Origin of the sequence: Cryobacterium sp. Sr3 (assembly GCF_004402835.1) — a bacterium.
Classification (GTDB): Bacteria; Actinomycetota; Actinomycetes; order Actinomycetales; family Microbacteriaceae; genus Cryobacterium; species Cryobacterium sandaracinum.
Map to the genome: position 1 here is coordinate 103271 of NZ_SOFA01000027.1, position 19699 is coordinate 122969.

The 19699-nt window shown below is 67.2% G+C and carries 16 protein-coding genes; 12 read left to right on the forward strand and 4 right to left on the reverse strand.

What is annotated here, in order from left to right:
- The first annotated feature begins 133 nt into the window (after positions 1-133).
- Together aceB and E3N94_RS08060 are read left to right on the forward strand one after the other, a co-directional pair.
- The gene (gene aceB / locus E3N94_RS08055; RefSeq protein ID WP_104100766.1) at positions 134-1816 is read left to right on the forward strand and encodes a malate synthase A; all 1683 of its coding nucleotides are present in this window, start codon (positions 134-136) and stop codon (positions 1814-1816) included.
- Positions 1817-1925: 109 nt separating this feature from the next.
- On the forward strand, positions 1926-2471 hold the full coding sequence (locus E3N94_RS08060) for a GNAT family N-acetyltransferase (RefSeq protein WP_134394866.1): 546 nt from the start codon (positions 1926-1928) through the stop codon (positions 2469-2471).
- Here the strand turns inward: E3N94_RS08060 and E3N94_RS08065 are convergent.
- From E3N94_RS08065 to E3N94_RS08075, 3 genes are all read right to left on the reverse strand, one after another.
- A complete protein-coding gene (locus E3N94_RS08065; protein WP_134570056.1) occupies positions 2468-3895 on the reverse strand; it encodes a deoxyribodipyrimidine photo-lyase in 1428 nt (475 codons plus the stop codon). The genes E3N94_RS08060 and E3N94_RS08065 overlap by 4 nt on opposite strands.
- Positions 3892-4929: an NADP-dependent oxidoreductase gene (locus tag E3N94_RS08070; protein WP_241976743.1), complete on the reverse strand. Its 1038-nt coding sequence runs from the start codon at positions 4927-4929 to the stop codon at positions 3892-3894. Before E3N94_RS08070 ends, E3N94_RS08065 begins: the two co-directional genes overlap by 4 nt.
- Positions 4930-5346: 417 nt before the next feature.
- Positions 5347-5964 carry a YqaJ viral recombinase family protein gene (locus E3N94_RS08075; RefSeq protein ID WP_233191382.1) on the reverse strand — a complete coding sequence of 206 codons (618 nt, stop codon included), beginning with the start codon at positions 5962-5964 and terminating at the stop codon, positions 5347-5349.
- A gap of 235 nt (positions 5965-6199) precedes the next feature.
- Here E3N94_RS08075 and E3N94_RS08080 point away from each other — a divergent pair, with 235 nt between their 5' ends.
- The 4 genes from E3N94_RS08080 (at position 6200) to rplL (ending at position 9842) form a co-directional block, all read left to right on the forward strand.
- Positions 6200-6949: a response regulator transcription factor gene (locus E3N94_RS08080; RefSeq protein WP_134570057.1), complete on the forward strand. Its 750-nt coding sequence runs from the start codon at positions 6200-6202 to the stop codon at positions 6947-6949.
- Positions 6946-8454 carry a HAMP domain-containing sensor histidine kinase gene (locus E3N94_RS08085; RefSeq protein ID WP_241987085.1) on the forward strand — a complete coding sequence of 503 codons (1509 nt, stop codon included), beginning with the start codon at positions 6946-6948 and terminating at the stop codon, positions 8452-8454. Before E3N94_RS08080 ends, E3N94_RS08085 begins: the two co-directional genes overlap by 4 nt.
- A gap of 436 nt (positions 8455-8890) precedes the next feature.
- Positions 8891-9406 (forward strand): 50S ribosomal protein L10, encoded by a 516-nt coding sequence (gene rplJ, locus E3N94_RS08090; protein ID WP_104100771.1) that lies wholly within the window; start codon positions 8891-8893, stop codon positions 9404-9406.
- A gap of 52 nt (positions 9407-9458) precedes the next feature.
- Positions 9459-9842: a 50S ribosomal protein L7/L12 gene (rplL, locus tag E3N94_RS08095; RefSeq protein ID WP_104100772.1), complete on the forward strand. Its 384-nt coding sequence runs from the start codon at positions 9459-9461 to the stop codon at positions 9840-9842.
- Positions 9843-9978: 136 nt separating this feature from the next.
- On the opposite strand, the gene E3N94_RS08100 is transcribed toward rplL, so the two are convergent.
- On the reverse strand, positions 9979-11013 hold the full coding sequence (locus E3N94_RS08100) for a LacI family DNA-binding transcriptional regulator (RefSeq protein WP_134419477.1): 1035 nt from the start codon (positions 11011-11013) through the stop codon (positions 9979-9981).
- Positions 11014-11326: 313 nt separating this feature from the next.
- Here E3N94_RS08100 and E3N94_RS08105 point away from each other — a divergent pair, with 313 nt between their 5' ends.
- The 6 genes from E3N94_RS08105 to E3N94_RS08130 all read left to right on the forward strand — a co-directional run bounded on the left by E3N94_RS08105 (position 11327) and on the right by E3N94_RS08130 (position 19499).
- Complete coding sequence (locus E3N94_RS08105; RefSeq protein ID WP_104100774.1) at positions 11327-12643, forward strand: ABC transporter substrate-binding protein; 1317 nt, start codon at positions 11327-11329, stop codon at positions 12641-12643.
- 155 nt (positions 12644-12798) lie between these two features.
- Positions 12799-13932, forward strand: a complete 1134-nt coding sequence (locus E3N94_RS08110; protein ID WP_134342291.1) for a sugar ABC transporter permease — start codon at positions 12799-12801, stop codon at positions 13930-13932.
- Complete coding sequence (locus E3N94_RS08115; RefSeq protein ID WP_134401033.1) at positions 13929-14903, forward strand: carbohydrate ABC transporter permease; 975 nt, start codon at positions 13929-13931, stop codon at positions 14901-14903. The genes E3N94_RS08110 and E3N94_RS08115 overlap by 4 nt, the downstream gene beginning before the upstream one ends.
- A gap of 102 nt (positions 14904-15005) precedes the next feature.
- Positions 15006-16946 (forward strand): ABC transporter ATP-binding protein, encoded by a 1941-nt coding sequence (locus E3N94_RS08120; RefSeq protein ID WP_134371982.1) that lies wholly within the window; start codon positions 15006-15008, stop codon positions 16944-16946.
- A 10-nt stretch (positions 16947-16956) separates the two neighbouring features.
- Positions 16957-18321 (forward strand): cystathionine beta-synthase, encoded by a 1365-nt coding sequence (locus E3N94_RS08125; protein ID WP_134401034.1) that lies wholly within the window; start codon positions 16957-16959, stop codon positions 18319-18321.
- Between the two features lie 23 nt (positions 18322-18344).
- On the forward strand, positions 18345-19499 hold the full coding sequence (locus E3N94_RS08130; RefSeq protein WP_134419478.1) for a cystathionine gamma-synthase: 1155 nt from the start codon (positions 18345-18347) through the stop codon (positions 19497-19499).
- The last annotated feature ends 200 nt before the right edge of the window (positions 19500-19699 follow it).

The following is a 19699-nucleotide window of genomic DNA, read 5'->3' on the forward strand; positions in this document are numbered from 1 at the left end:
TTCTTCTGTTATGCCGGCGACGGCGTGACCGGGTCTCCTAGTCCACAGTGGGAATCAGGCAAGCAATGGCGCTTTCCCCAGGCGGCGCCAGTCACGCAGCCCTCCCCGTTCAACTTCCGAAGGAGCTCAGCCCATGAACACCCCGCCCCTGGCGACATCCGACCAGGTCCAGGCCGCCAGTCTGACCACGAACACCGGCAGTTTTGCCACCATCGAACCGCACCTCGAGATCACCGGCGATCTCGGTCCGCGCTATGAGGAGATCCTCACGCCGGAGGCGCTGGTATTCCTGGCCGAGCTGCACGACCGGTTCGCCGGTACGCGGCAGGACTTGCTGGCGACTCGACTGCGCAAGCGCGTGGATGCCTCCAATGGGCGCGACCCGGGATTCCTCACCGAGACCGCGCACATCCGTCGTGACCTCACCTGGACGGCTGCCGGTGCGGGTCCCGGGCTGGTCGACCGCCGGGTGGAGATCACCGGGCCGACCGACCGCAAGATGGCCATCAACGCGCTGAACTCGGGCGCGAAGGTCTGGCTGGCCGACCAGGAAGACGCCACCAGCCCCACCTGGGCGAACGTCGTCGAGGGCCAGCTGACCCTGTTCGACCAGGTGCGCGGTCAGCTGAGCTTCACCAGCCCGGAGGGCAAGCAATACGCCGTCACCGGCGACGCCACCGGCGCCACGCCCACCATCGTGATGCGCCCGCGCGGCTGGCAGCTGGTGGAGAAGAACCTGACGTTCGTCGACCGCGCGAACCGCCGGACGAACGCGTCCGGCAGCCTCGTCGACTTCGGGCTGTACTTCTTCCACAACGCGCAGCACCTGATCGAGGGCGGCAGCGGGCCGTACTTCTACCTGCCGAAGCTCGAGAGCCATGTCGAGGCCCGTCTCTGGGACGATATCTTCAGTCACTCGGAGGACCGCCTCGGCATCGAGTACGGCACCATCCGGGCCACCGTGTTGATCGAGACGATCCAGGCCGCCTTCGAGATGGAGGAGATCCTCTACGAGCTGCGTGACCATTGCGCAGGCCTGAACGCCGGACGTTGGGACTACATCTTCAGCATCATCAAGACGTTCCGCACCCGCGGGAGCCGGTTCGTCTTCCCCGACCGCAAGCAGATCACGATGACCGTGCCCTTCATGCGTGCCTACACCGAGCTGCTGGTGTCGACCTGCCACCGGCGTGGTGCGTATGCCGTCGGCGGAATGAGCGCGTTCATCCCGAACCGGCGCGACCCGGAGGTGACCCGGCGTGCCCTCGAGGCGGTGGCCGCCGATAAGAAGCGCGAGGCCACCGACGGCTTCGACGGCACCTGGGTGGCGCACCCGGACCTCATCCCGACGGCCCAAGCCGAGTTCGACCGCGTGCTCGGCGACCAGCCGAACCAGCTGCACCGCACCCGCGCCGAGGTGAGCGTCACGGCCGCCCAGCTGCTCGACGTGGAGTCCGTCGGCGGGCAGATCACCGAGGCCGGCGTTCACGACAACCTCACGATCGGGTTGCGCTACATCGAGTCCTGGCTGCGCGGCGTCGGCGCGGCGGCCATCGACAATCTGATGGAGGACGCCGCGACCGCGGAAATCTCCCGCTCACAGATCTGGCAGTGGATCCACCTGGGCTCGATCACCGCCGAGGGCATCCGGATCGACGGAACCTGGGTCGAGGAACAGCTCGTCGACGTGTACGAGGCACTCGAGCGCACGCCCGGAGACCGGTTCGACGACGCGCTCGAGGTGTTCCGGGCATGCGCGCTCGAGCCCGAGTTCCCGACGTTCCTCACCGTGGGAGCGTACGCCCGTTACCTGTAGCTCCTGGCCGCGTAAGCGCGCACTCAGCCCGTTCAGCACTACTGAGGGGGCATCGTGCGCGCTCTCGCATGCAGTGGTGGGCTGGTGGGGGCGTCGATAAGCTGGATCGGTGATCGAGATTCGCACGGCGACGGCGACGGATGCCGCGGCGCTGGCGGAGCTGGCCGTCGCCACCTTCGCGCTCGCCTGCCCGCCACACACCTCGGCCGAGGCCATCGCCGCGTTCCTGCGTGACGTGCTCGCGGAGGGCAACTTCGACGCCTACCTGGCCGACCCGGACCGGCTGATTCTCGTGGCCGAAGTGGCCGGGGAGGCCGGGGAGGCCGGGGTCATGCTCGGCTACACGATGCTCGTATTCGCCGAGCCGGCCGATGACGATGCGCGGGCGGCGGCCACGATCCGACCCACGGCGGAACTGAGCAAGTGCTACCTGCGCGCCGAGACGCACGGCCGCGGGGTGGCGGCGGCCCTGATGAACGCGACCCTGGACGCCGCCCGGGCGCGGGGCGCGGCCGGCAGCTGGCTGGGCGTGAACCAGGAGAACGCGCGGGCCATTCGCTTCTACGAGAAGAACGGGTTCGTCACGGTCGGCGAGAAGCGCTTCCTGGTGGGCGAACGGTACGAGGACGACTTCGTGCTGGAGCGGGCGCTCTAACGGGTGCCCTCCGCCCCGGCCGCGCGGGCCGCGATCGACTGCTCCTTCATCCCCTTGATCTGTTCGTAGGCGGCGAGGGCCGCCCGTCTCGTCTCGCCGAGGTCGACGATCGGGGCCGGGTAGGCATCCGTGCCGTATTCCGGCACGTTCTGACGGATATACTCTGCGTTTGGATCGAACTTCTTCGCCTGCAGCTCCGGGTTGAAGACCCGAAAGAAGGGGGCGGCGTCGGCGCCGGACCCGGCCACCCACTGCCAGCCGAACGGGTTGCTCGCGGCGTCGGCGTCGACGAGGGTGTCCCAGAACCACTGCTCTCCGAGCCGCCAGTCGATCAGCAGGTTCTTGATCAGGAACGATGCCGTCACCATGCGCACTCGATTGTGCATGCTGCCGGTGCGCCAGAGTTCTCGCATGCCGGCGTCGACGAGCGAGATCCCGGTGCGGCCGCGCTGCCAGGCTTCGAGCACGCGCTGGTCAAGTTTCGGCCAGGGGAAAGCGTCGAATTCGGGCCGCAGGTTGACGGTGGCGAGGGTGGGGTTGGTGAACAGCACGTGGTAGCTGAACTCCCGCCAGCCGATCTCGGTAAGGAATCGGGTCGCACTGGCCTGGGCGGGCCCGGTGAGGCCGATCCGGGCCCGCTCGGTTGCATGCCAGATCTGGAATGGACTGATCTCGCCCCAGCGCAGGTGCGGCGACAGACGCGAGGTGACCGCCTGGGCCGGCTCGTCGCGCTCGTCGCCGTACCGGGTGAGGGACTCGCTCAGGAAGGTCTCGAGCAGGCGGTGAGCGGAGTCCTCGCCGGGCTGCCAGGCGCCCCGCAGCCCGGCCGCCCAGTCGGGCCGGGTCGGCAGGAGGCCCCAGCCGTCGAGCGCGTCGGAGGGGATCTCTCCGGGGAAGCCGGGGATCGACTCGGGTGCGGGGTAGGGTGCGCGCGGCGGCGGGCCGGCTGTGCACGCCCGCCAGAAGGGGGTGAACACCGAGTAGGTGCCCCCCTGACCGGTCTGGATCGTCCACGGCTCGAACAGGAGCGCGCCGGCAAAGCTGCGGGCCTCCGTTCCGGCCGCGGTGAGGCCCGACTTGATCCGGGTGTCGACCTCGCGCTCGGCGGCGCCGTAGCGACGATTCCAGAATACGGCGTCGGCGCCGACGGATGCCGCGAGCGCCATGATCATGTCCTCGGCCGGCCCCCGGCGCAGCGTCAACCGGCCGCCCAGGCGTTCCAGCGAGTCGGCCAGCGCTGTCACGCTCCCGTGAAGCCACCACCGGGCCGCGCCACCGAGCGGCCGGACCGCAGGGGACTCCTCGTCCAGCACGTACACGGCCACGATCGGCTTGCCGCGTTCGAGCGCGGCCTGCAGGGCCGGGTTGTCCGCGAGGCGCAGGTCGTCGCGGAACCAGACGAGGGACGGGCCGTCGCCGCTCACGAGCGAGGCCCGGCAGAGTCGGAGCCGGAGTCCGCAGAGGAGCCGGTCGGGTCATCCGTCACCCGCAGCACGATCTTGCCGCGTGTGTGTCCCTCCTCGATCAGGCGGTGCGCCGCCGCGCCTTCTGCCAGGGGGAACACCCGGTCCACGTGCACCCGCACGGCGCCGTCGTCGATGAGTTCGGTGATGACGTCGAGGGTGTGCCCGGAGGGCGCCACTTTGAATCCGGTGGCACGGATGCCCGCGGCCGCGGCCTCCTCCGCCATGGTCGGCCAGCTTCCGGTCGGCGCGTTCACCAGGATTCCGCCGGGGCGCAGCACGCCGAGCGACCGAGTGCCGGTGTTGTCGTGAACATTGCCGACCAGGTCGATCACCGCGTCCAGCCCGGAGAGCACCTCGTCGAACCGGGTCTGGGTGTGGTCGATGACGACGTCGGCGCCGAGCTCTCGCAGGAAATCAAGGTTGCGGGTCGACCCGGTCGCGGTCACGTGGGCGCCGAAGGCCTTGGCAAACTGCACGGCGAAATGGCCGACCCCGCCGCTGCCGGCGTGAATGAGCATCCGTTGCCCGGGAGCCGCCGCGGCCAGGTCCACGACCATGCCCCACGCGGTGAGCGCCGCCACCGGTACGGCAGCCGCCTCGACGTGGCTGAGTCGCACGGGCTTGCGGGTGACGTTCAGGCTGGAGACGGTCACCAGCTCGGCGTAGCTGCCGGGGGTGCGGGGCACGCGGGCGATGCCGAAGACCGCGTCGCCGGGCTGCAGCGGGAACGCCTCGTAGGGCGCGCTGACCACGACGCCGCTGAAATCGAGTCCGAGCACGGCCGGGTAGCCGCGGATGGCCTTCGTGACGCCGCCGCCGGCCCTGGTTTTGGTATCGATCGGGTTGACTCCGGCGGCGACGACCCGCACGAGGAGTTCATCGAAAATCGCGATCGGGGCGTCCACCTCGGCCAGGTGCAGCTCGTCGGCCGGGCCGGGGCGGTCGATCACGAGGGCGCGCATGGTCGGTGAGTGATTCGTGGCGTTTCCCATCTGCCCATTCTCTCGTGGGTTGCGCGCCGCCGGGGCACAACCGGGACAAACCGGCACATCCCGGTGTCCCTCGAATTGGGGGTGCAAGAGGCCGAATCTGGTGGCGGCGAGGTCTGGCTGGAAGGGGGGCCAGGCGCATAGTCTGTCCACATAAAGGGGGACCGACCCCGGTGTGTGGAAGAGTCCCTGGTTTCCCGCATCCGGTCTCTCTTGGGTTCGGTTCATCCCCCACCGAGCCAGTACTCAGCACTCCGCCCGGCTCATCTGAAAAAGTCGTACCGCACCCGAAGCGGCGCGAACTTGCTCGATCAGTAGTGGCGTGACGCCGAGGGGAAAGCCGCCTGCGACACCCGGCAAGCGGCTTTCCCGCGGGCATCCGCGCGCTGCGAAACCGGTGGACGACCGGTGGACGACCGGTCAGGCCTGCGCGGGCGGTGGACCCGAGGTGGTCTGCTGGTTGAGCAGGGCGATCAGGTTGTTGGCGTACCCCACCAGGATCGCGATCTGGTCTTCGTCACGGTCGATCCACCGGCACTCGGGCTCGGCATTCACGGGGACGAAGTCCTGGTGCTGTTCCCAGACGAGCAGGGTGCGTTCGGCGCCGAGCACGTACTGCTGCCACCACACCTGACGCAAGTACGAGCGCGGGATGCTGCGCCAGGCCTTGCTCGTCGTCTTGATCTCGGCCAGTTCAAGGCCGCCGGCACCCTGGCCTGAACCGGTGCCGACGCCGTCGGGGGTGGCCAGGTGCCGCCGGTGGTGGGCCGCGTGGAACAGGGCCGTGCTGGGCTCGATGCCGTAGCGGCCGAGCACCCAGGCCGCGATCTCGGGCTCCCGGGCGCGCCCGTGGTCCGTGAAGCTGTTGCCGTTGAAGCTGCTGCCGTTGAGCTTGTCGTAGACGGCGGTCTGAAGCGATTTCGGGGTGGCGAGCTTGGCGACATCCGTGGCCGTGATCCCCTGGGCGCGGGCCCGCAGCCAGGTCACCCGGTCGGTGGAATCGGCAACGATGCGCCGGAGGTGCGCCGCGGCGACCAGGGGCGCCACCGGCCGGGCATCGACGGGCGACGGATGCACCTCCTCATCGAACAGGGAGAGCAGCTGGTTCGTCACTGTTCCATTGTGCCTGTTCGCCGGGCCTGCCCACGCCGGGCGGCATCAGCCGTCGCGCTATGGCTGCGGGGCGACAGCGGACGGATGACGGTTTCGCGTCACAGCAGAGACCAAGACTGCGCATAGCCGATTCATAGCCAACATTCGGATACTGGTAATCATGAGCACTAGCGAGAACGAGCGAGTGGTCCGCGCACCGCGCCTGACCAGGGCGGACGGCAGCGCCATCCGGGTGCTCGTGGTCGACGACGAACCGACGCTGACCGATCTGCTCCAGATGGCGCTGCGCTATGAGGGCTGGGAGGTGCGCACGGCCGGCGAGGGGCGTCAGGCGCTCACGATCGCCCGCGAATTCCGGCCGGATGCGATCGTGCTCGACATCATGCTGCCCGACCTCGACGGCCTGCAGGTGTTGCAACGCCTGCGGTCGGACGGCCACGAGACGCCCGTGCTCTTCCTCACGGCCAAGGACTCCCTCGACGACCGGCTCAAGGGGCTGACGGCCGGCGGCGACGACTACGTCACCAAACCGTTCAGCCTTGAAGAGGTCGTCGCCCGGCTCCGCGGGCTCATCCGCCGGTCCACCCTCACCGTGGCCGACTCCCTGGATCCCCGCATTTCGGTCGGCGACCTCACCCTCGACGAGGACAGCTACGAGGTGTTCCGCGGGGGAGACGCGATCGAGCTGACCGCCACCGAATTCGAACTGTTGCGCTTCCTGATGCGCAACCCCCGGCGGGTGCTCAGCAAGGCCCAGATCCTCGACCGGGTGTGGAGCTATGACTTCGGCGGCAAGTCCTCCGTCGTCGAGATCTACATCTCCTATCTGCGCAAGAAGGTCGACGCCGGCCGCGTGCCGATGATCCACACGGTGCGCGGCGCCGGCTATATGTTGAAGACCGCGTCGTGACCCCGAATTCTCCCCGCGAGCCGGGTGCTCGCCGGCGACGCGCGCCGTGGACCCTGCGCCGGCGGCTGGTGCTCGCCGTCGTCGGCCTCCTCGCCCTGGTCAGTATCGGTATCGGGATGGTCAGCGTCGCCATTCTCCGTGCCTCCCTGATCGACGGCCTCGACCAGCAGCTGCAAAGCGCGTCGGACCGGTCAGGCGCCGTGATCGACGTGCGCCGGGATGCGGACGACGAGGGCGGCAACGGGGCATTCTTCACACCGACGGCGCAGATGATTCTGTCCGGTCCGGCCCAGCAGCCTGGAACGCTGGCCCTGGTCTACGACGGCTCGACTGTCACGGCCGGCTACACGGAGGAGGAGAGCGGCGAGATCGCCAAGCTGACCGGTGAGCAGGTGCAGTTGCTGGCCGAACAGATGCGGGAATCGACCGCGGTGACGGTGCATCTCGGCGAAGACGCCGGCAGCTACCGGGTCAGGGCCGACACGACCCGCAACGGCACCCTTTACCTGGTGGGCCTGCCGCTCTCCGGGGTGCAGAACACGGTCACCCAGCTGGGCATCATCATTGCGGTGGTCTCCCTGGTCGGCATCCTCATCGTCGCGATTCTGGCCACCTGGATCGTGCGGCTCGCCCTGCGCCCGTTGGTGCGCGTGACCGAGACGGCGGCGCGGGTGTCCGAGCTCCCCCTGGACCGTGGGGAGGTCTCGCTCGTCGACCGGGTACCGGCCGCCGACACCGACCCCCGCACCGAGGTCGGCCGGGTGGGATCGGCGCTGAACCGCATGCTCGACCACGTGGACGTGGCGCTCGAAACACGTCAGGCCAGTGAGCGCAAGGTGCGCCAGTTCGTCGCCGACGCCAGCCACGAGCTGCGCACGCCGCTGGCCTCGATCCGCGGCTACGCCGAACTCACCCGCCGCTCCGAGCAGGAACTGCCGCCGGACGCGCTGCATTCCCTGGGGCGGATCGAGTCGGAATCGGTGCGGATGACCGGCCTGGTCGAAGACCTGCTGCTCCTCGCCCGTCTCGACGAAGGCCGGGAGCTGGTCAGCGGCCCGGTCGACCTGACCAGCCTGATCGTGGACGTCGTCAGCGACGCCCACGCCGCCGGCCCGGGACGGGTGCTGGGCCTGGAGCTGCCCGACGAGCCGGTGGAAATCGTCGGTGATGCCGCGCGGCTGCACCAGGTGTTCGCCAACCTGCTCGCCAACGCGCGCATCCACACGCCCCCCGAGACCACGGTCGACGTGGCCCTCGCGCGCCAGAACGACCGCGTTACCCTGACAGTGACGGATGACGGCCCCGGCGTCCCTGAGAACCTCCGGGCCACACTGTTCGAGCGTTTCGCCCGCGGCGACAGCACGCGCTACCGGGGAACGGGCAGCACGGGCCTCGGCCTGGCCATCGCCCACGCGGTCGTGGCCGCGCACCAGGGCGAGATCGAGGTCGAGAGCCGCCCCGGTTTCACGTGTTTCCGCGTCTCCCTCCCCGTCGCGCTCGCCTGACCCCGTCCCGTGCCGGTGCGTGGTCTGCCCGGTTCGCCATGCGAATTCGACGGAGATTTTGCTCCAGAACAAGGTTTTGAACCCGAAACCGGCCATTTCGGGCAAAATCTCCGTCGAATTGGTTCAGGGTCGGGTTCAGGAGTCGCAGGCGGGCAGCGGGCAGCAGGCAGCGGGAGGCGGGTTCGGGGATGCAGTGAACGGATGCCGATTTGCACCGGCCTCCACCATCCCGTATCGTGGGCGAAAGCCAAAGACCGCCGGTTATTGCCGTGTAGAAATGCACTGGCAATCGAAGGTTCATTCACGTGAACGGCCCGCGCAGGATTCGAAGTCAGACTGCATTCACTGGAATGCGTTCCCAGCTCCGGCGCCTGCGCCGGAGCTTTTTTCATGTCTGCTCCCCGGGCTACCGGCACATGAAACCAAGAGGAGCGCCATGGCGAACAAGGAAGCAACGGTCGCCGAGCTTACGGAGAAATTCCAGAGCTCGACCGCCGTTCTGCTCACCGAGTACCGCGGTCTCACTGTTGCGCAGCTCAAGTCGCTGCGCGTTTCCATCAGTGCGGACGCCACGTACGCCGTGGTGAAGAACACGCTGACCAAGATTGCGGCGAACAACGCCGGCATCACGTCGTTTGACGACGAGCTTGTCGGTCCGTCCGCAATCGCATTCGTTCACGGAGACCCTGTCGCCGTTGCGAAGACCCTGCGTGCCTTCACCAAGGCAAACCCTCTCCTGGTAGTGAAGGGTGGTTACTTCGACGGTAACCCGCTCACCGCCGCAGAGGTAGGCAAGCTCGCCGACCTCGAGTCCCGCGAAGTGCTGCTGGCCAAGCTGGCCGGCGCATTCAAGGCCTCGCTGTTCGGAGCCGCATATCTGTTCAACGCACCGCTGTCGAAGGCTGTTCGCACCATCGACGCGCTGCGTGAGAAGCAGGAGTCCGCGAACTAGGCATCTGCCTGGCATCGCGGTGAGTAACTAAGAAACTATAGGGAGAAAAATCATGGCAAAGCTTTCCACCGAGGAATTGCTCGAACAGTTCAAGGGCCTCACCCTCATCGAACTCTCCGAGTTCGTCAAGGCGTTCGAGGAGACCTTCGAGGTCACCGCCGCTGCACCGGTCGCCGCTGCCGGCGCTGCCGGTCCCGCCGCCCCCGTTGAAGAGGTCGAAGAGCAGTCCGCTTTCGACGTCATCCTCGAGGCTGTCGGCGACAAGAAGATCCAGGTCATCAAGGTTGTGCGCGAGCTCACCAGCCTGGGCCTCGGCGAGGCCAAGGCCGTCGTCGATGGCGCGCCGAAGGCCGTCCTCGAAGGCGTTTCCAAGGAAGCCGCTGAAAAGGGCAAGGCTGCTCTCGAAGCTGCCGGCGCCACCGCCGTCCTCAAGTAGTCGGGGCCCCGCGAGGGGTTCTCTGCTTCTCGTAGAGGCGTGACGGCCCAAGCCGTCCACACAGAGAAGGCGTCGCATCCATCGGATGCGGCGCCTTCTGTCGTTATGCCCGTTCCGTCAGGCCCGACGCACGGTGTCAGCCCCCGTGGGTGAGACGTGGGCCGCTGGTGCTCGAGCGGATGACCAGGTTCGTGGGCAGCCGGGTCAGGTGATCCTCGTCGCCGTGCTGAGCGGGGTTCTCCAATTCCGTCAGGAGGGCCTGCACCGCGAGCCGGCCCTGTGTGCGCGGGTGCTGCTCGAGGGTGGTCAGACGGAACATATCGGCATACGGATGTCCGTCGATCCCGATCACGGACAGGTCGGCCGGCACCTGGATACCCAGTTCCCTGGCGGCGACGATCAAACCGATCGCGATCTCGTCGCTCGCGGCGAAGACCGCGGTGGGGCGGGTGCGCGGGTCGCCGAACACGGCGAGGCCCACCTCGTAGCCGCCCGGCATCGTGAACTCGCAGGCGTAGAACAGGCCCGAGCGTTCGGTGGGCAGGCCGGCGGCGCTCATGGCGGCGTAGAAACCGGTGAGCCGGTTGCTGTGCACCTGGAAGTCCATCTCGTCTTCTTTGCTGCCGCCGATGTGCACGATGTCCGTGTGCCCCAGGCTGAGCAGGTGCTCGGTGGCGAGCCGGGCCGCGGCAACGTCGTCGATGGCGATCGTGTCCACGCCGCGGATGGGTCCGCCGATTCCGACCAGCGGGCGGCCCAGACGGTGCAGCAGGGTGACCTCCTCATCGCTGAGCGCCACACCGACCGAGATCACTCCGTCGAAGCGTTTGCGCGCGAGGAAGTACTCGAAGACCCTCTCCCGTTCGGGTGAGGGTGCCGGCAGGTTGTAGAGGGTCATGTCGTACCCCTTGTCCAGCAGCGCCTGTTCCATGCTCTCCAGAACCTCGGAGAAAAACCAGCGGCTGATGAACGGGATGATCACGCCGATGCTCTTGGTTCGGCCGGTGACGAGGCTGGCCGCGTTGGGTGAAGCGACGTAACCGATCTCCCTGGCTGCAGCGATGACCTTGATCCGGGTCTGCTCCGACACATAGCCACGACCGCTCAGGGCACGGGAGGCTGTGGCCTTCGCGACGCCGGCGAGGCGTGCGACATCCGCAATTGCGCTCATTCCAGCCTCCGCCCTTGGACCCGTTTCCAACACTGTACAGCTCTGGCAGGCCCGCTGGAACCGGTTCCATTATATCCGCCGGAATGCGACACGTCCCGCGGGACGAACTTTCGAAGGTGTCGTGGCGGGAGTGCGATCTTTGCCATTCCGTGACAAATCTGGTCTTGCGATTCGGCCCGGCGTACCGTACCTTGTGGTGTGGAACCGGTTCCTTATCTGATCGTTTTCGGCACAGAAGCTGTTCCTGCAGCACCTGGGTGTTTGTCCGGGGATATCCCCGGCGCATCTTCATCAAACTCAACGAGGAGGAAAAATGCGGTCATTCCACCGCCGAATCACAGCACCCATTGCCATTGCGGCGATCGCCGGTCTGACCTTGGCCGGCTGTTCCGGTGGCCCCGGCAGCACGAACACCGACTCAGGAGCTGAAGGCGACGGCGTCGTCTCCGTCTACGGCACCATCGGTGACACCGAGGCCAAGCTCCTCGAGAAGTCCTGGGCTGCCTGGGAAGAAGAGAACAACATCGACATCCAGTACGAGGCGTCAAAGGAGTTCGAGGCTCAGATCGCCATCCGCGCCCAGGGTGGCAGTGCTCCCGACATCGCGATCTTCCCGCAGCCCGGACTGATGGCCGACCTTGCCAGCCGCGACTTCCTCAAGCCTGCCCCGAAAGCCGTCGAAGACAACGTCGACGAGTTCTGGTCCAAGGACTGGAAGGCCTACGGCACCGTCGGGGACACGTTCTACGGCGCGCCACTGATGGCCAGCGTCAAGGGCTTCATCTGGTACTCCCCGGCTAAGTTCACCGAGTGGGGTGTCGAAGTTCCCGAGACCTGGGACGAACTCCTCGCCGTGACGAAGACCATCCAGGAGAAGACCGGCAGCGCCCCGTGGTGCGCCGGATTCGGCTCGGGCGACGCCACCGGCTGGCCGGGCACGGACTGGGTCGAAGACCTCGTCCTGCGTCAGGCCGGAGCGGAGACCTACGACAAGTGGGTTGCCAACGAGATCCCGTTCACGGACCCCGCAATCAAGGCCGCCTTCGACTCCGTCGGAGAGATCCTGCTGAACCCTGCCAACGTCAACGCCACGTTCGGTGATGTCCGCTCGATCAACAGCACCCCGTTCGGTGACGTGGCCACGCCGCTCGCCGCAGGAACCTGCGCGCTGCACCACCAGGCATCCTTCTTCGACGGCTTCATCACGGATGCCGGCGGAGAGGTCGGTCCCGACGGTGACGTCTGGGCTTTCATCACCCCGGCCGAAGAGGCCGGCAGCCAGGCCGTGACCGGTGGTGGCGAGATCGTCGCCGCATTCGCGGATGACGCCGACACCCAGGCCGTTCAGACGTACCTCTCCAGCGACGACTGGGCGAACAGCCGGGTGAGCCTCGGTGGAGTCATCAGCGCCAACTCGGGTCTTGACCCGGCCAACGCGAAGAGCCCCATCCTGCAGGAAGCCATCAAGATCCTTCAGGACCCGGAGACCACCTTCCGCTTTGACGCCTCCGACCTGATGCCCGGCTCCGTGGGCGCCGGCACCTTCTGGAAGGGAATGGTCAACTGGATCAACGGAGCCCCGACCGACGAGGTTCTCACCAGCATCGAAGCCGGCTGGCCCTCCAGCTAGTTCAATTCGGAACCAGCTCATCTAACAGCACCACAACCGTGCGGGTCGTCCTCCTGAAAAGGGGCGACCCGCACTCCCCTGCTGGTGTACCGTGGCGGTAGTTTTCCGCCCCACCAGCAAACTGTGAGCCCGCAGTCGTACTCGAGAGGTTTCATATGTCGGCGTTCCTTGCCTGGCTGGCTGACTTGCCGCCCCTGGTCCAAGTCCCCATCATCATCCTCGCGTTCGTCGCCCTGGTGGCCGCGATCCTGTTCGTCGTCGAGATAGCCCCGCGCAAGGGCACCGGCTACACCGTCATCCGTCTCGCCGTCTGCGTCGCCGCCCCGCTGCTCATCCTGCTCGCCGCGGGATCGTACTGGTGGGCCATCGCCGCGGCCGCCGTTCTCGGCGGAGTCTTCTTCATCGTCGACTACCGCTCACGCTCCGGCGCCGGCTACCTCTTCCAGCTCTTCGGCTTCCTCGCTCCGGCCATCCTGCTCCTCATCGTCGGACTCATCATCCCGACCATCCAGACAACGGTGCAGGCGTTCATGAACTCCCGCGGAACCGAGTTCATCGGCCTCGACAACTTCGTCTGGGTGTTCACCCAGCCGGAGGCCATCCGCACGGTGCTCAACACGATCGTCTGGGTGCTCATCACTCCGCTCGTGTCTACGATCGCCGGCCTGGCCTATGCGGTCTTCATCGACAAGAGCCGCGGCGAGAAGTACTTCAAGATCATGGTCTTCATGCCCATGGCCATCTCTTTCGTCGGGGCGTCCATCATCTGGCGCTTCGTCTACACGGCCCGGCCGGCCGACCAGAACCAGATCGGCCTGCTCAACCAGGTTGTGGTGTGGTTCGGCGGCCAGCCCGTCGACTTCCTCGCCAACGCACCCTGGAACACGGTCTTCCTGATCGTCGTGCTGATCTGGGTGCAGACCGGATTCGCCATGGTCGTGCTCTCCGCCGCCATCAAGGGCGTGCCTGCCGAGCAGATGGAGGCCGCCGAACTCGACGGCACCAACGCCTGGCAGAAGTTCACCAACGTCACGGTGCCCGGCATCCGCGGCGCCCTCGTCGTCGTGTTGACGACGATCTCCATCGCCTCCCTCAAGGTCTTCGACATCGTCCGGACCATGACCGCAGGCGCCAACGACACCAGCGTCATCGCGAACGAGATGTACACGCAGTTCAAGAACTTCGAGCAGGGCCGGTCCGCCGCCTTCGCCGTGATCCTGTTCCTGCTCGTGCTCCCGATCGTCGTCTACAACGCCCGCCAGATTCAGAAGCAGAGGGAAATCCGATGAGCGCGATTCTTCCGGTTGAGCTCCCCGTCGACAAGAACACCAAGAGCCAAACTCGCCGAGGCGAGCGCCGTCAGGAGTTCGTGGCGGCCAAGCGCACCAAGAAGCGGTTGACCAGCCGAGGCGCCACGATCGCGGCGCTCGTGATCGCCGTGCTCTGGACCGTTCCGACCTTCGGGCTCTTCGTCTCCTCCTTCCGCCCGGCGCAGGAAGTACGCACCACCGGCTGGTGGACGCTCTTCTCGAACTGGGGTCTGACCATCGACAACTACAGCGATGTGCTCCAGGCCGGCAACAGTCAGCTGAATCTGGCCGGTGCGTTCATCAACTCGATCGCGATCACCCTGCCGGCCACACTGCTGCCGCTGATCATCGCCAGCCTCGCGGCCTACGCATTCGCCTGGATCGACTTCCGCGGCAAGAACGTGCTGTTCATCGCGGTTTTCGCGCTGCAGATCGTTCCGCTGCAGATGGCCCTCGTGCCGCTCTTGCAGTTCTTCTCGCGGGGTGAGGTCTTCGGCTTCCCGGTGGTCTCCTCGATCAGCGACGCCGGCGGCTACTCGCAGGTGTGGATCGCGCACACGATGTTCGCCCTGCCGCTCGCCATCTACCTGCTGCACAACTTCGTGTCGGAGATTCCCGCCGACGTCATCGAGGCGGCGCGGGTCGACGGCGCCGGTCACGGGCAGATCTTCTTCCGCATCGTGCTGCCGCTGACCATGCCGGCGATCGCATCCTTCGCCATCTTCCAGTTCCTCTGGGTCTGGAACGACCTGCTCGTGGCGCTGATCTTCGCCGACGGTGCGGTGGCGCCGATGACCAAGCTGCTGGCCGAGATCACCGGTACCCGCGGCCAGGACTGGCACCTGCTCACGGCCGGCGCGTTCATCTCGATCCTGGTTCCGCTGATCGTGTTCTTCTCCCTGCAGCGCTACTTCGTGCGCGGCCTGCTGGCCGGTTCGACGAAGGGCTAGCCGCATCAGCGACTGTGCCCGTTCCGCCGCTGGCGCCCACCCGGGCCGCCGGTGTTCGGAACGGGCACATTTGTGTGCCGCGCGGGAGTTTAGAGTGATTTCATGAGTGGAATGCACGGTGGCGGCGGCGGTCGACGGGGGCGGGTAAGCGGCGCAGATGTCGTGGCGCAGCGGGCCGAGAACGCCGAGGCCCCGCGCATCCCGAATTTGCTTCGCCGGATCATCGGCCTGTTCGCGCCGCACCGCGCGAAGCTCACGGTCACCGTGGTTCTCGTATTCATCAGCGCGGCGCTCTCCGTCGTGCCGCCCCTGCTCGTGCAGCGGGCCTTCGACGAGGGGCTCTTCCCGCCCGGCGGCAGCCCGGACGTGCAGCGTCTCGCCGTGCTCGTGGGGGTGATGATCGCCATCTATTTGGGGACGCAGTTGCTCGGCGTCTGGCAGGCCTGGCTCACCGCCACGGTCGGCAACTCGGTGATGGGTGCCCTGCGGGTGCGGCTGTTCACCCACTTGCAGGCGATGGAACTGAGCTTCTTCACGCGAACGAAGACGGGCGTCATCCAATCCAGGCTGCAGAACGATGTCGGCGGCGTCGCGAGCGTGCTCACCAACACCATCTCCAGTCTGCTCGGCAACGCCGTGACCGTGATCGCGGCGCTCGTCGCGATGCTCCTGCTGAGCTGGCAGCTGGCGATCGTCGCCATCATCCTGATGCCCGTACTCGTCTTTGCCCAGCGCCGGGTCGGCCAGGTGCGGGCCCGCATCGCGTCCAGGACGCAGGAGTCGCTCTCGGACATGACGGCGATCACGCAGGAGACGCTGAGCGTATCCGGCATCCTGCTCTCGAAAAGCTTCACCCGCCAGAAGACCGAGATCCATCGGTATGCCGACGAGAATGCCAACCAGGTCGAGTTGCAGATCAGCCAGCAGATGAGCGGCCAGTGGTTCTTCGCCACGGTGAGCATCTTCCTCTCCAGCATCCCGGCGATCGTCTACCTCGTGGCCGGTCTGCTGATGGGCAGTGGAACGACCGACATCACGGCGGGCACGATCGTGGCCTTCACGACCGTGCAGTCACGGCTGCTGTTCCCGCTGCTCGGCCTGATGCGCGTTGCCCTCGACCTGCAGACCTCAAGCGCCCTGTTCGCCCGCATCTTCCAGTACCTCGACCTCCGGCCCGCGATCCGCGACGCCCCCGACGCCGCCCCCGTGCCGGCCCGCGGCGAGGCCGTCGGCCGGGTCGCCTTCGACGGGGTCACCTTCGCCTACCCGGATGCCGGCGCGGAATCGCGCCCCACCCTGGACGACGTCTCCTTCACGATCGAGCCGGGCCAGTTCGCGGCCTTCGTCGGCCCGTCCGGGGCAGGCAAGACCACCGTGTCCTATCTCATCCCGCGCTTCTACGAGGCCTCGGCCGGGCGGGTACTCTTCTCCGGCGTCGAGGTGCAGGGCCTCCAGCAGCAGTCCCTCGTCTCCCACATCGGCATCGTCAGCCAGGAGACCTACCTCTTCCACGCGACCATCGCCGAGAACCTCCGCTACGCGAAACCGGAGGCGACGGATGCCGAGCTCGAGGCCGCGGCCCGGTCGGCGAGTATCCACGACACGATCGCATCCTTCCCCGCCGGCTACGACACCCTGGTGGGGGAGCGCGGCTACCGGCTCTCCGGCGGCGAGAAGCAGCGCATCGCCATCGCGCGGGTGCTGCTCAAGGACCCCGAGGTGCTGATCCTCGACGAGGCCACCAGCGCCCTGGACGCCATCTCCGAGCGCGTCGTTCAGGCGGCCCTGGACACCGCTTCCCGCGGGCGTACGACCATCGCCATCGCGCACCGGCTGTCGACCATCGTGTCCGCCGACGTCATCTTCGTCGTCGACGCCGGCCGGATCGTAGAGAGGGGCACCCACGCCGAACTGCTCAAAGACGATGGCGTCTACGCGCGGCTGTACTCGGAGCAGGTCACGTCGCCGACGCCCACGGCCCCCACTCCGCTCACGCCGATAGAGTTGACCCGGCTCGAATCCGTGACGAAGAACCCTCGATGAAGGACTCTCGATGAAAATTGCCGACACCGTTCTCGACCTCATCGGTGACACCCCCCTGGTCAGGCTGCACAAGGTGACGGCTGACGTCAGCGCCACCGTGCTGGTCAAGCTGGAGTACCTGAACCCGGGCGGCTCCGCGAAGGACCGCATCGCGGTGCGCATCATCGATGCCGCCGAACGGGACGGCTTCCTGCTTCCCGGCGGCACCATCGTCGAGCCGACCTCGGGCAACACGGGCGTCGGCCTCGCTCTCGTTGCCCAGCAACGCGGCTACAAGTGCGTGTTCGTGCTGCCGGACAAGGTGGGCGAGGACAAGCGCAACGTGCTCACGGCCTACGGCGCGGAGATTGTGGTGACCCCGACATCCGTCGCCCCCGACCACCCTGACTCCTATTACAGCGTGTCCGACCGGCTGGCCCGGGAGATCCCGGGGGCTTTCAAGCCCAACCAGTACTTCAACCCGAACGGCCCGCTCAGCCACTACGAGACGACCGGGCCCGAGATCTGGCGCGACACCGACGGCACGATCACCCACTTCGTCGCGGGCGTCGGCACCGGCGGCACCATCACCGGTACCGGACGGTACCTGCGCGAGGTCTCGGGAGAGAGCGTGCGCATCATCGGCGCCGATCCGGAGGGCTCGGTGTACTCCGGTGGCACCGGCCGGCCGTATCTGGTCGAGGGCGTGGGCGAGGACTTCTGGCCGGGCGCCTACGACCCGGAGGTCGTGCACGAGGTGATCGCCGTCTCCGACGCCGACTCCTTCGCGATGACCCGCCGGCTCGCCCTCGAAGAGGGCATTCTGGTCGGAGGTTCGAGCGGCATGGCCGTCGTCGCCGCCCTGCGCGCGGCGAGAACCCTCGGCGCCGACGACACCATCGTCGTGCTGCTGCCCGACGGCGGGCGCGGCTACCTGGGCAAGATCTTCAATGACGGCTGGATGCGCAGCTACGGTTTCAGCAACGCGCCCGCCGGGCACACGGTCGGCGACCTGCTCTCGTCCAAGACCGGCGCCCTGCCGCCGTTCGTCTACGTGCACCCCAGCGCCACGGTGCACGACGCCATCGGAGTCATGACCGAGGCCAGCGTCTCCCAGGTGCTGGTGCTCACCGAAAAGCCCCCGGTGGTGATGGGCGAGGTCGTCGGCGCGGTCGACGAACGCCGGCTGATGGAACTCGTCTTCTCCGGCGAAGCGAAACTGGCCGACCGCGTCGGCGAGTTCGTCGGCGACTCCCTCCCGCTAATCGGGGTGAACGAGCCCGTCGCGGCCGCGCGCGCCGCCTTCGCCGGCCACGATGCGCTCCTCGTCACCGACGGCGGCAAACCCCTCGGCGTCATCACCCGCCACGACCTGCTCACCTACCTGAGCGCCTGAACAGCATGACTAAGGACGAATCAATGGCTCGCACACGAAACTTCGACACCATCGCCATCCACGCGGGGCAGGAATTCGACCCGACGACCGGCGCCGTGATCCCGCCCATCTACCAGACGTCCACGTATGTGCAGGAGAGCATCGGCCACCTGCGCGGCGGCTACGAGTACAGCCGCGGCGGCAACCCGACCCGCACCGCGCTTGAGACCCTGCTGGCCGCGCTGGAGGGCGGAAAGCACGGCCTCTCCTTCGCCAGCGGGCTCGCCGCGGAGGACACCATCCTGCGCGCGCTGCTCGCACCGGGCGACCACATCGTGCTCGGCAACGACGTCTATGGCGGCACGCACCGGCTGATCAACCGGGTGCACGGTGCCTGGGGCATCCTCAACTCCACCGTGGAGATGAGCGACCTCGCCGCCGTCGAACAGGCCATCATCCCGGGCGAGACGAAGATCCTCTGGGTGGAGACGCCCAGCAATCCATTGATGAAGGTCTGCGACATCGCCGCTCTGGCCCGGATCGGCCACCGCTTCGGCGTGACCGTGATCGTGGACAACACGTTCGCCTCGCCCGCGCTACAGCAGCCGCTGGCCTTGGGGGCGGACGTCGTCGTGCATTCCACCACGAAGTACCTCGGTGGCCACTCCGACGTGCTCGGCGGCGCCCTGATCATCAACGACGACGAGCTCGCCGAGAAGGCCCAGTTCCTGCAGTTCGCCGCCGGCCCCGTCTCGGCCCCGATGGATGCCTGGCTCACCGTGCGCGGAATCAAGACCCTCTCGGTGCGGATGGACCGCCACTGCAGCAACGCCCAGGCGATCGCCGAGCACCTGCAGGGCCACCCGGCGATCGACCGGGTCTACTACCCCGGCCTGCCGACGCACCCGGGCCACGAGCTGGCGAAGAAGCAGATGAGCGGCTTCGGCGGCATGCTGTCGATCTCCTTCGTGGGCGGCGCGGCCGCGGCGCGTTCCTTCGCCGAGGCCACGCAGCTGTTCCAGCTGGCCGAATCGCTCGGTGGCGTGGAATCGCTGGTCAACTACCCCTCCGAGATGACCCACGCATCGGTTCGCGGCACTGAACTCGAAGTAGCGGACAACATCATCCGTCTGTCCGTGGGCATCGAAGGCGTCGCCGACCTCATCGACGACATCGACCGGGCGCTCGCGGCCGTCTAGGCGGATAAATCCGTACAGCCGCGGCGGCCCTGGCTGCCGTGGCTGATGCGGCATCGCCGCTCAGGGAGATTACCTCCGCTTCGAACGAATTCGACGGAGATTTTGGCTCTCCTGCTTCATCTGTGGGTGTTTCGGAGCGCCTTAACGGCCGCACGCCGCTTCCTGTCTAGGTTTCTGACTGTCTAGGAACAGAAACTCAA